Source organism: Cedecea sp. Ae19-4 (assembly GCF_059801165.1).
The window spans coordinates 172,141-184,250 of sequence record NZ_JBCHWG010000003.1; the positions used below are offsets into that span (position 1 = coordinate 172,141).

Annotated in this window: 11 protein-coding genes; 3 read left to right on the plus strand and 8 right to left on the minus strand. The window is 36.0% G+C overall.

Annotated elements, in window-relative coordinates:
* Positions 1 to 186 precede the first annotated feature (186 nt).
* Positions 187 to 501: a cell wall-binding protein gene (locus AAIE02_RS18740; protein ID WP_072061045.1), complete on the plus strand. Its 315-nt coding sequence runs from the start codon at positions 187 to 189 to the stop codon at positions 499 to 501.
* Between the two features lie 49 nt (positions 502 to 550).
* Here AAIE02_RS18740 and AAIE02_RS18745 read toward each other — a convergent pair whose 3' ends face one another.
* The 8 genes from AAIE02_RS18745 to AAIE02_RS18780 all read right to left on the minus strand — a co-directional run bounded on the left by AAIE02_RS18745 (position 551) and on the right by AAIE02_RS18780 (position 7,799).
* A complete protein-coding gene (locus AAIE02_RS18745) occupies positions 551 to 976 on the minus strand; it encodes a hypothetical protein (protein WP_498533028.1) in 426 nt (141 codons plus the stop codon).
* A gap of 96 nt (positions 977 to 1,072) precedes the next feature.
* Positions 1,073 to 1,459, minus strand: coding sequence for a hypothetical protein (locus AAIE02_RS18750; protein WP_498533029.1), 387 nt, complete (start codon positions 1,457 to 1,459; stop codon positions 1,073 to 1,075).
* A gap of 14 nt (positions 1,460 to 1,473) precedes the next feature.
* Entirely contained in the window at positions 1,474 to 3,348 is a 1,875-nt protein-coding gene (locus AAIE02_RS18755; RefSeq protein WP_312775451.1) for a DNA-binding protein, read from the minus strand.
* Positions 3,345 to 4,655 carry a tyrosine-type recombinase/integrase gene (locus AAIE02_RS18760; RefSeq protein ID WP_498533030.1) on the minus strand — a complete coding sequence of 437 codons (1,311 nt, stop codon included), beginning with the start codon at positions 4,653 to 4,655 and terminating at the stop codon, positions 3,345 to 3,347. The genes AAIE02_RS18755 and AAIE02_RS18760 overlap by 4 nt, the downstream gene beginning before the upstream one ends.
* A complete protein-coding gene (locus AAIE02_RS18765; RefSeq protein ID WP_498533031.1) occupies positions 4,648 to 5,850 on the minus strand; it encodes a tyrosine-type recombinase/integrase in 1,203 nt (400 codons plus the stop codon). Before AAIE02_RS18765 ends, AAIE02_RS18760 begins: the two co-directional genes overlap by 8 nt.
* 295 nt (positions 5,851 to 6,145) lie before the next feature.
* Positions 6,146 to 6,445, minus strand: a complete 300-nt coding sequence (locus AAIE02_RS18770) for a hypothetical protein (RefSeq protein ID WP_001019190.1) — start codon at positions 6,443 to 6,445, stop codon at positions 6,146 to 6,148.
* Between the two features lie 20 nt (positions 6,446 to 6,465).
* Positions 6,466 to 6,672 carry a helix-turn-helix transcriptional regulator gene (locus tag AAIE02_RS18775; protein ID WP_000795663.1) on the minus strand — a complete coding sequence of 69 codons (207 nt, stop codon included), beginning with the start codon at positions 6,670 to 6,672 and terminating at the stop codon, positions 6,466 to 6,468.
* Positions 6,673 to 6,953: 281 nt separating this feature from the next.
* Positions 6,954 to 7,799, minus strand: coding sequence for a DUF6387 family protein (locus tag AAIE02_RS18780; protein ID WP_001067212.1), 846 nt, complete (start codon positions 7,797 to 7,799; stop codon positions 6,954 to 6,956).
* A 745-nt stretch (positions 7,800 to 8,544) separates the two neighbouring features.
* Here AAIE02_RS18780 and AAIE02_RS18785 point away from each other — a divergent pair.
* Positions 8,545 to 10,071 carry a hypothetical protein gene (locus tag AAIE02_RS18785; protein WP_498533032.1) on the plus strand — a complete coding sequence of 509 codons (1,527 nt, stop codon included), beginning with the start codon at positions 8,545 to 8,547 and terminating at the stop codon, positions 10,069 to 10,071.
* Positions 10,072 to 10,925: 854 nt separating this feature from the next.
* Positions 10,926 to 12,037 (plus strand): IS3 family transposase gene (locus AAIE02_RS18790; RefSeq protein ID WP_498532060.1). Its coding sequence is split into 2 segments (ribosomal slippage): positions 10,926 to 11,187 and positions 11,187 to 12,037, totalling 1,113 coding nucleotides; the frame shifts between segments, so codons are not numbered across the junction.
* Positions 12,038 to 12,110 lie beyond the last annotated feature (73 nt).

Consider the following 12,110-nt stretch of genomic DNA (forward strand, 5'->3'; position numbering starts at 1 on the left):
CTTTACTAATAGGAATTGTGCTGTTAGCGATTGCTTTTCTTATATTCGCTATCAGTCAAAATTTTATATTAACTGTCGTTATCTATTTTGCGTCAGCAATTTCTTTAAGATTTTATTTACGTAAGAAATTTGCACACAGAGCAGTTTTCACACACAAACATTAATTTAGTACAAAAGGGATTAAACATGAAAGCATATGTTATGCTTACAATCATTCTTTCTACTTTCCTATTAACCGCATGTAATTCTGAACCATCAGACAAAGACATCTATAATGCATTCAAAAGTGTTGTAGATAGAACAAACGCAAGTATGAAAGCTTTTGATTCAAGAGTTTCAGAAAAGGATCTTTTAAGAATCGATTATGTGAAGAAAGTTAGCTGTTCAGAGGAAGCAAATAATGTATATAACTGCATTGTAGATGCTTCTATTAGCAACAATAAACAGACAAAGCCAATCAAATTAGTTAAAGCTGATGGTGTATGGAAAGAAGTTCAGTAACAGCCGCTATCAAACACTCTTTGTCAGCCCCTACATAGGGGCTTTTTTGCTACAGCCTAATGGTTCTTACGCGAACTTCATGGGTTAACTCTTTCTCGATTACTTTCATTTCATATTGTGCTCTGACAGTAGCATAGATTTCTTCTGCTTTTTCTTGATTGTTATCAATATAGTTAACGAGAGAATTTAGTTCACGGAGAACGGCTTCTTTGTTATTTAATCGTTGTAATAGATTGCTTGTCAGACTTTTGTGTACTGAGCTAAACATAGCCATTATGTTACCAATATTACGATTGGATTTGGAATATATCCTTTTAGGATAGAAATATTTTAAATGGTATCCCACAAAAATTAAGTAAAGCTGGTATGAGAAACTTTTATCTCCAGGCTGGTACCGTTTTGAGATATATTTATCAATTATAATGATAAGTTGCTCTTCCAGAGTAAACTCTGAATTGATGATGTTTTTGTCCATAAAATGCATCCTTGCATAATTGAAATAGTCATCCTGACCATATATTTATATTTATCGTAATTATTTAACTTGTCAATAGGTGTAACCTATCAACTATTATTTTTTATTAAATGGTCTATTCAATTGTTCCATAGTGAGACCATGTCTATAAGCATTATACTGCCAATAGCTAAACTGCTCTTTGTATCTAATGTTCTGTTTTTTCAACATTTCATTTTCGGCTTTAAGATTTATTATTTGTTGTGCCGCAATCGTTAAGTTAGCTGGCTTTTTAAGGCCAGATTTTTTCAAATTAGACAAATTTTTCTTTGTTCTATATGCTTCAACAACTTCATCATGAGCACTTAAAGATTGCCTTGTGATAGTTCTGTTTAAATTCTTATAAACTGATTCACATAAATCACTCCATGTGATTTTGCCGTCCCAAGTCAATATAATGTGTGTAATTGCCTTTATTTCACTCCTGTTCAAATGTTTTGCCATAAGTATCTCCTATTTTAATTATTCAAAAGCTTATTAATTCTTTCCAAGTTTTTTTCGTGGTGTTGCAACCATTTATCAGCCCCATAGTCACCATTTTCAAAAGCGATCTGAGTTATATTTATCAATTGCATTAATTTTTCTCGGATTGATTCCAGTCTAATTCTATCTACTGATTTCATGTCCAGTGTTTCATTATCATATTCTATAAATTCATTGATTTTAGTACAAGGACGAACTAAATAGTTATGCACACAGTAACCAAACTCTGTTAAGTGAATCGCCCCTTGATAAAGGTTATCAAAGTCAACTGTCGATTCATTTGAGGGAATTAACTCCCTTTTACAATAATTACTCTTGTTCAATTTAATAGCTTTAATTTTATCTAACATATCTTCTTCCGACACATGGTTATAAACTCTGTTTTGATTCACATTGATACGACCAGACCATTTAGCTATATCAAGCTCAGACATTTCACCATAATGGGCTATTGTATTTAATAGGTGCCGTGGTTGGTGCGACCGAATAAGTAGTGGTTTTCCTTCAATATCATTGAATCCGTATCGGGCGAAAATATTTTTAAATCCAGACTCATTACTTGTTTTATCTTGTATGTCTTTAAAAAAGAATCCTTTAGTAGGTTTATAAAATGAATAGATATCGCTCATTTGGGATAAAGAAAATTGGCGAGGATTCAATAAACATAATGCATTACTAAATCTTATAGATTTTTCTTCATCATACCAAGGAAAGTCTTTACTAAAACCAGAGATAATCATTTCCCATAACTCATTCAATGAATAGTTATAATCATTGGGGTTTAAGAAACTTTTCCTACCATCCAGACTTGTTTTTTTGATTTTTAGAACGCAAGATTTGTGATCATGTAAAGGGTAGCCAAGTGCATGACAAACCTGTATAACTGTCAACTTTGATTTTTCATCAACTTTTGGGCAAAGTTCATGTTGGTAAAATTTATCAGGATATTTTTCGCACCATTGAGCAAACGCCCTTGCATTTTGTGATAAGGAAAGCAATCTTCTAATCGCTTTCTTCGCAACTGGTATCATAACCTGTGGAATCCACTTGATATTAGGGCCATACCCCTTAACCGAATAGAATCTCAGACCATATCTTTCGACACCCTTCTCATCTTTTTGTGTAATCTCACAATCAGCAGGTAAGGCTAAAATCTCAGAAATTCTGCTCGGACAACAAAGCAGAAGTGCAAATACTGAACTGGTGAATTTATCCCTTGGACTCAGTAGCTCATCATTTTTAGAAAAAATATCAGCAATAGCAAGTAATGCTGATTCATCTGGTAACTTATCGTTTCTGTGATAGTCCTCGATCTCAGGAAGATAGTTGTTTTTGACCTTCTGCTTAACATGGTTTTTCCAGGATATGTATCCTGATTTCACAAGGTTATGTTCACATAGAAATTTTGATAATTTTTCAAGTTGTATCCCACATTGAGCGAGAACATTACCTTCAAAATATTTACTTCCGATTTGCATTGCCTCATCAAAAACAACGGCTGTAACATTATAAATGAGACCACTGTTCAGAACTTGCAAAAGAGCCTGTTCGAGACATCTCAAAGCCATCATTGTAGCCCCATAGTTTTTCAAAGGTTTCAATGAGTGTTGATATCTGATATATGCTTTTGCAAAATCGAGAAAATCTTCATGCATTGCATCTTTGGAGTTAAATGCTTTATGTCCAACCCCTATCTTTCTAAAAGTTATATACCCTTTCCAGACATATTGTTCCCAATCCTGAGTTTGGGTGAGTCCTGATAGTTGATAGCGGCAAAAACTTATGAAGTCATTATAATTGTTTTCAGCCGTAATTTCTTTTTTAGATTTAAACAAAATAATATTGTTCATCGTGGATTTACCTCGTCAATATCAACTGGCATAAAGAAAGCACATTCATTACAAGGAAAATTTACATTTAAATTCTGAATTTGGCATTTTCTAGAAGAGCAAAACTTGAAATTCGTTATCTCTTTTGACCTTATTCCATTCATAAAAATTTCAGCGACAAATGACAATTGTTCTGAAACAGCGGAATCAATCCTTTCAACACTCTCAGCAAGATTTTTAATATAAATTCCAGTGCTTGAAGTAGAAGAATGATCCAACAACTCAGCTATAGTATTGGCATTATGACCATCCTTAGCCAGCATAGTTGCTATTGTATAACGAAGCCTGCGAGGAGTAACATTGAGTAGAGAACCTGTACGATTTGAAATTAAGTTCCCAGTATTAACAATATTCTTTAATGCTCGATTAGCAATTGTTGGTTTCGCATATATTTTATTAGACTCTAGGAAGTTAATATCTATTACGGCTAAATCAAGCAGTTTTTCCTCGTTCAAGAAAACTGGAACCTTGCCTTTAGAATGATCATCAAGGGTTTTGCCAAGGTTTTGCTCAACAAGCCTAACGGAATGATTAGCTTGAAGTTGAACAATTGATGCAACCTCTGAGATTATTGGTAGTTCTCGATATTGTAGTTGTTTACCCCTTTGTTTAACTCGTGGTACTGAAATTAAATATTCTTCTTTACCATTATCTAAGTTCTTTTGAAGAAGGTCTTTATATTTCAACATAACTAACTGCTGAGGTCTTCTGCCGGTAAGACTTATTAATAGCGATATCGCATAATCTGACAGTGACAGTTCACCTATGCTATATGCGTGACTCATAGCCTTGATCAAGGAAGTGTGTTCCTCTTTAGTCAGTGGACCCACAGTTGGATCATCTTGTAATATAGGTTGACCAGTTTTTTTTATTTTTAGGTCAAAATGCTTTGCTATTTCAACAGCACTTTCATCTATTCCGGGGTATCCTAATTCAAACCATTTAGTAAAAAATGGCCGTAAACCTCGCAAATATGATGGTTTATTTGCTGATTGCATATTTTGATATTGGATTATTACTTTATCATCAATGTAATTAGGAGAAACATTGTTAATGAACTTCTTCATATTTTTAACTATTGTTTTTACATACAAATGGCTTTTACTACAAAAATAATACTGTAATGTATTCACAAATCCACAAACCAAACTTTTGTTCATAACACATATCAAGTCTCTAATATTGATTCCATGGCTCTCAATCAAAGTGACGATTTTTTGTTCATGAATTGACATTTTATCAGAGCTTTGTTTAATTAAATTATTCATCAAATCCTCCTTTGAATAGCTGCTCTTGCTGCTCAAGTGCAGTTTTTTTCGATAGCTCAAAAATATGCCTGCGATTATAGATTATTGATGTGTCTGAACCTGGTATCCATCCCATTAGATAAGAACGGATTTGTTGCTTTTTTTCGTCGGATATGTCCTTGGCCTTATCTATTGTTTTCGAGAACTCATAATTCCATGTGTGTCGTAATTTATGGCCTGTTAATCCACTTAGAAGCGAGGATGATTGACGAACAACACTCACTATCTTATGGTATGAAGAAAATGACAGCGGTTGCCCTTGAGTCTTCCCTTCCTTATAGGTAATAAATAGAAAGTCATGCTTATTAGCATTTTGGACTTTCCTACGATCATTCAAGATATAATCTGAAATTTCAAATATAAGGTTCGCATCAGCAATTAACTTCCTCTCACAAGTCTTCACTAATGGCTGATAAACTCGTGGATCTGTTTTATCATTTGCTCTCCTCCTTATTGCTATTGTTGATTCTGCAAAATCTATGTCACCAATTCGCAGATTCAAAAGTTCACCGGCTCTCATGCCAAAGCAATGTAATAATAGGAATATTAGGTTATTTCTTTTTTGTACTATTTCCGTAAACGGGTTCAAGTTACTTCCTGGCGAAAGAATGCTAAACAAAGTATCCAGTTGAGCTTTATCTAAGCTCTTTTCGATATCCATAACATATTTGTCATTGTTTCTTGGTTTCTTTCTTTTTATGTTGTCAATGAAAACAAGTATCTCTTTGATTGTATCTTTCTGACCTGTATGAGAAAGAAGTATTTTACATAACCATTCCAGATAGTTAGCTATTGTTGTAATCCGAAAATACTTAGTTGGTTTTTTGACATTTGAAACGCAAAAATCATTATCTACACCACCTTTAAAATTGAATGAAGTAAACTCAATCAAATCATCAATTTCATGAGGAGCCAGAAATATCCTTTTCTGAATTCTTTCATCAATATTGATATCTTTCCTCGTAAAGAATCGATATAACAATGAAATGCTACCAGCAATAACTTTCATTGTTGATATAGACTCTGACCGATTTCTGACTTGTGTTGTTATATACAAATTTGGATAATACAATGGCTCACCAGTTTTTTTATTTACTACATGACAATACCTCTCACCATTTTCCAACATAAACGAATCTACACAAATACTGCACATATTTTCCTCCTAAACCTTACAAAAAGTATAATTCCAATATATTAATAATAAGCATTTCGTAGATTTACAAATTTATTTGAATCGTTAGAATCATTTATTTAAATTAAAACAGTGAGATAGACGATTATTCCTGTCAAATTATCATCTGGTAGATCTAGATATATTTATGTACACCTAATACTTCGAAAACTATCTCACTGCCTTGCTAATAAACGACAACCAAAATAATGTAATTTATTCTGTAAAGTTTTAAGGTAAATTATGCAGCCAAACTTTACACTTTCATAAAAAGCTCTTAATCCATTAGATATAAAATTATCCGCTTCGCTAGGAGTTTCAATTCATCAGGACATTTAATTAGAGATAACCAGGTCTCGTAAACATATATCTGTTTGCAAGCATTAAGCTCAGAGATCGAGTCTAAAGGTTCTCTCAGATTTCCTACAAGGTACTGACTGAGCCAGTAAATGATTTCTTTATTAAACTCGTTATTAGGTAAGTCATAAATCACTTCTTGGTCAAAGATCTTGTAAAAAAGATCTCCGCATAAATTGCACATATGGTTTTCTTCGCTTACAAATTCTTCGATATTCATAAAACCGCTCCTATGTTCAATTAAGCAACATTATTTCGACTTGTTTCGATAACAGACTGAATCCAGGTATCAATCTCACTTTCAACGAAAGCTACTGCACGACTTCCAATTTTGACAGGAGCAGGAAACTTACCATCGTTGATCAGACGATATATCCAGGCTTTTCCGTAGCCAGTTCGTTCGAGAACTTCTGGTAATCGTATTAGGCGGGTTGCTTGATTTTTCATTTCGTTATCCCTTGTCGTTGCGGTGAAGTCACTATACGAGCAGTTGGGAAAAGAAAAGAGCGAAGCTCCTGAAGCGGAGGTTCTTCGTAGCTATGCAGGATGGTTTTCTCGAAGTTGGTGCCGTATAGAAAAGGGGAACTTGAGAGTAGCTGAAATTCCCCCGTTTTATAGCAAGTGTCAAAATGCCCGGTTTAAAGTAAAAATCGCAAAAAAAAAGCACCATTCACAATGATGCCTTTAGTTAATTTTCACAATTAAAACAAATAGTTATAAATGTAATTCTAATCCGATAGTTTCATTACATCAGAGACTTTCATTTGCTTCAAATGGCTATTTTTGTTCATGAAGTAATGGAATTGTCGGATAAAGTCAGTTGTGCAGGATTTAAGAGCCAAAGGCCTGTCGGTATCTTTGATTTGGCTAGACTGCCTCATTTCGCTTTCTTCGTCATCGTCTGTATATAGCAGTCTGGATAACCTGTCGTCAGAGACACGGATTTTTTTAACGGCTGCCCACACCAGGATATCCAGCATAGGTATCACACGATAACTGATGAGTTTCTTGATAGTTCCATACCCAAAGCGAACTGATTCTAAAGGATCTGGTTCGATACCTTTGATTTTACGCCACTGCGGTAATGCAGCTTTAAGCGACTCTGCAATCTCTTCGTCTGTGCCACTTGCCAAATCAATCTCGAACATGACTGTTCGTGAAAACTGATCTGGCATAATATCTGAAAGTGATTCTTCCCGAAGATCTCTGTTTATTGAATAATTGTCATCACCATCCCAAACAAAACCTCCGCGTTGCATAGCAATGATGCTCGTTTCAGCAAGGCGATCAAGAGTTGTTAGAAAAAAATGGGGAGGCTGAAAAAGTTTGTTGGCAGGAGTCATGTATCCCAGTTGCCCTTCTTCAATTAAAAAAGGATTGCCACTGAAAATTTTTGAGAAGTAACCCATAAGAGTTCTGCTCTCAAACTCTTCCCGATACTCCTTAAAGAACAAGTTACGAGCCCATATCTCATGGTAAAACTGGAGCAATGAGAGGTCTTCAAATTTGCGATATGTATCAATCTTAAACCAACTCTTGATGTCTTTTGTGTGCTCTGGTGACCAGTTGTTCAAAATCCATTCTCCACCTATGCTGGTACTGCCCTACGGATAGAATTCAGTTTTGCTGAAAAACTACCGCATTCACTAATCGGTGAAAAGCAGATCCTGCTTGCGCAGTTCAGCTACCAGCAGGGAGTTGAACTGAAGAATTTGTTTCCTTTTGATACAATTCTCCAATCCGCTAATCGTGAGAGCCCATACCATTACGATTTATGGTTCCTTTTTAGAACCACACATAAAATTCAAAGTTTAAATAATATTAAAAATCAATGGAATGAATAGCTAATTACAGGGACGCCAGCACCAAAATCCTTTGTTGACGGTTACCAGAGCCCGATACGAAGTCCTGAAAGCCCGCATGGCTAACGTTATGCGGGCTTTTTTGTGTCTGTTTTCGATAATACGCTCAAAAAACCAGCTAATGCATATAGAGAATTTTATTTATATGAAAAGTTCTATTTTGCCTGATAGCCAGGTTCTATCGCTAAATGAGCGACTGAAATATATAATATAGTTTCAGTGGATTTATAAGCAAGAAACGACTAAACCTGATAAAAAATATCACTATCACGATATAAAACGCTTTCATTTAAGTAATACTAATTATCTTTACTATCAAAAATGAGGGGGTTACGTAGAGACATTTCCATGATATGTTTTTTTATTGACTAATCATAAAAAAGACATTAGTCACTGTTTTATTCAATCAATTATTTATAGATCATATTAAAAATGCTAATTAATAAGGATCATTCTTATGGATGAAATTGATAAACTCCAAATCAAACCTTTCCTCTCAATACTTTTAGGAATGAGCCATCAAGCTTTAAATGCTTTTGAAATTCATGAAAAGATATCAAGAATAATTAAAACCGAAGGTCGAAAAGAACAAATAGTAGAGATGAACATGACCAAAGAAGGTTCATCTGGTGAATCTCTTATATTTTATACCCACTATGCAGTTTTAAAAAACCCGAGTTGGTTCTCAGGAAACACTCTAACTGATGTTGAGAATCATGTTTTTATTACTTTTAATCTAAACAATACCTACGCATTTTACATGTCTGAAAAAGGGTTAAAAGATGAAATAAGGACATACTTCCATACCCCAGCACTCCCTAATTTAAGAGTAATCAACATTAGTCATCTTAATTATCTCTTCATTAATGAAGATAAGATCAAAATGCTATGGCTTTTAGGCACACATGGTCGAGAAAGTTTTAAGGCTGATTCAAAAGTTCTAGGCGGAGAGAATGTAGCAGACACTTTGAATCCACTTGAAGATCAATCTTTTGTAATGTCTGCAGTTCGAACGTCCTTAGACGGCACAGAAAAAACAATCGGCTTAAATCCATATAAGTCATCTATATGGAGAGGCCCATGTAGGGATTGGGAAACATTTGAAAATAGAGTTCTTGAAATAATAGATACAATTGATAAAAATAAAAATGAATTGGATAACCCAATAAGCATACTAGTCATTCCAATTGCAGAACTGAAAGATGTTAGCAATGTCTATGACCTAGCCTTTATTGATCCTGAGTTCAATAGAAATGATCTGAGTGAAAGCAAAGTAGAGCGGCTGCACACAATTAAAAATACATATAGTTTTAAGGTATTGGACACATTGTACTCACCAAATATAAACCTAGAGATCTTCAAAAACTCAGAAAATATTGGCGACATAAGTATATCACCTCAGATATCTGATTACTCCGTAAATTTTAATGTAATTAATAAAACACCTAAGAAAGGTAAAAAGCATGATATTGAATATTTTTCAAACACTTTTAAATACCCAGAATTAGTTAAGTGCTGGTACGAATCAGGGCATGCCATCATTAACGGCAGGGTATTCAAAACAGAATATCGTGATGTTTCTTATAACAATTTTATATGGGCAGACTTTGAAGATTTTGATATATCAAAAGAAAAACCAGAATTAAATGGAAACGTAGCATTAGATAAAATCGGAAGCCAAAAATCTCTTTTTTGCTGGATGAAACATCACTGGAGTGGACGTTGGGATTCACATGAAAATTTCATGACGACCGATAAGCCATCTGGATGGTTGCTATGCGATGACGGTGCCGGAGAAAAAGCTGACTTTATTCACATCGAGGAACATAACGGCAGAGTCTACATTTCCTTAGTTCATATCAAGGCGGCGAATTCAAAAAGCAAAGACCGAAGAATTTCAGTTGGTGCTCATGATATCGTTTTAAATCAAGCAATAAAAAACCTTCGATATATTAGCAGAAAAAAAACTAATAACAGATCTTAGAGAAAGAGCTAATAATGCTGCCATGAAATTTTGCTGGAATGGTAATGAAAAAAGTGATCACAACTCATTTTTAGAGACCATTGAAAAATATGAAAAAAATAGCAAAATAAAATTTAGGGTTATAATTGTACAACCTCACACGATGAAAAGTTATTATGATAAGAATATTCAGTCTAACATAAGAAAACAACTAGACGTATTGTTAATTAGCGCCGAGTCAGCCGTTAGAGCATCAGGTGCAGAATTCTACATAATTGGTCACAACGACCTTCCGAAGAAAATTGGCTAAGTTAGCATTCATTGTAAGTAAAATTATTGAACTCTTATGTACAAAATATTTAATTGTATGAACATTTCCTTAATTCAGTGTAGTTTCCTTTGGATTAAAGGTGATCGCTCAAGCGGTCACCAAACTCGATAATGAAAGGGCTTGTCAGTAATTCTGTGTAACTAACACCGTATTAAAAATGATAACTCAGGCGCTCACCGAACTCTATAATAAAAACGGCTCATTACCAACCGCCTGCTCTGGCTTGGCTTGGCTTGGCTTGGCTTGGCTTGGCATACTACATTTTTCGACGCATTTCTGATTGCCTGATAAATAGTTTTTTGCACCCGGTGTCTGTCGGGAATATTTTTCTATTTTTGATGACTGCGCAAATGTAAATATTCATGCAACCGTCTGCGGAAAACATTTATGAAACTTCAACGTGATAGATAATTTCAACCATAGGCTGCTGACGATAGAAAGCTACATGAATATCTCAGCTCAACATGTAAGCATCCCGGCAAACCGAACCATTCACTTTTAGAGATCTTCCGACATACTGATTATGTCCCCTGAGGAGATCGCCATGCGTAAAGCCCGATTCACCGAGCACCAGATCATCACTGTACTAAAGTCTGTCGAAGCAGGCCGCACCGTCAAAGATGTCTGTCGCGAAGCGGGAATATCTGAAGCCTCGTACTACAACTGGAAAGCAAAGTATGGCGGGATGGAGGCTTCAGATATCAAAAAGATGAAAGATCTTGAGGACGAAAACCGTCGTCTCAAACAGATGTTTGCCGATCTCAGCCTTGAATGCCGGGCCCTGAAAGACGTTATCGAAAAAAAGCTTTAAAACCAGCGATAAAGCGGGAGCTCGTCAGCTATCTGACGGCACAATTTGCCATGAGCATTCGCCAGGCGTGCAGGACATTATCGCTGAGCAGGACGGTATATTTTTATCAGCCCGACACCCGGCGTGATGAGCCGGTGGTCCTGGCGTTGACCGAACTGGCAGAACGTTATCCGCGATATGGTTTTAAGAAGCTGTTCCAGCTGCTACGCAGGCAAGGCAACGCCTGGAACCATAAACGCGTTCACCGAATTTACTGTCTGCTGAAACTGAATTTTCGTCGTAAGGGAAAACAACGGCTGCCAGTGCGTAATCCGGCACCACTGATGACGCCTGAGGCACTTAACCAGAGCTGGTCGATAGATTTTATGCACGATGCGCTGGTCTGCGGCAGACGCTTTCGGACATTCAATGTAGTGGATGATTTTAATCGTGAGGCCCTGGCGATAGAAATCGACCTGAATATCCCGGCACAACGCGTCGTGAGAGTGCTGGACAGGATAGTGGCAAACCGCGGTTATCCGCTAAAGATGCAGATGGATAACGGGCCAGAACTGGTCTCACTGGCGCTGGCACAATGGGCTGAGGAGCATGGTGTGTTACTGGAATTTATTAAGCCCGGCAAGCCAACGCAGAATGCCTTTATTGAGCGTTTTAACCGGACGTACCGGACAGAAATCCTGGATTTTTACCTGTTCAGAACACTGAATGAAGCACGGGAGATTACCGAGCGCTGGCTGATGGAATATAACAACGAGCGGCCTCATGAATCCCTGAATAACCTGACGCCGGAAGAGTACCGGCTGATGGCTGAAAAACTGGAACACTCAAAAAGTGCATGGAACTGAAGTTGGGATGCTTACAAACATACAACCTAGAGTTCGATAAGATAGTTACAATTGAAAAATGCTCACTGATAAA

Bases quoted from the DNA above. Each gene is read 5' to 3' on its own strand.
- AAIE02_RS18740 (WP_072061045.1), top strand. From the start codon at position 187: ATGAAAGCATATGTTATGCTTACAATCATTCTTTCTACTTTCCTATTA.
- AAIE02_RS18745 (WP_498533028.1), bottom strand. From the start codon at position 976: ATGGACAAAAACATCATCAATTCAGAGTTTACTCTGGAAGAGCAACTT.
- AAIE02_RS18750 (WP_498533029.1), bottom strand. From the start codon at position 1,459: ATGGCAAAACATTTGAACAGGAGTGAAATAAAGGCAATTACACACATT.
- AAIE02_RS18755 (WP_312775451.1), bottom strand. From the start codon at position 3,348: ATGAACAATATTATTTTGTTTAAATCTAAAAAAGAAATTACGGCTGAA.
- AAIE02_RS18760 (WP_498533030.1), bottom strand. From the start codon at position 4,655: ATGAATAATTTAATTAAACAAAGCTCTGATAAAATGTCAATTCATGAA.
- AAIE02_RS18765 (WP_498533031.1), bottom strand. From the start codon at position 5,850: ATGTGCAGTATTTGTGTAGATTCGTTTATGTTGGAAAATGGTGAGAGG.
- AAIE02_RS18770 (WP_001019190.1), bottom strand. From the start codon at position 6,445: ATGAATATCGAAGAATTTGTAAGCGAAGAAAACCATATGTGCAATTTA.
- AAIE02_RS18775 (WP_000795663.1), bottom strand. From the start codon at position 6,672: ATGAAAAATCAAGCAACCCGCCTAATACGATTACCAGAAGTTCTCGAA.
- AAIE02_RS18785 (WP_498533032.1), top strand. From the start codon at position 8,545: ATGGATGAAATTGATAAACTCCAAATCAAACCTTTCCTCTCAATACTT.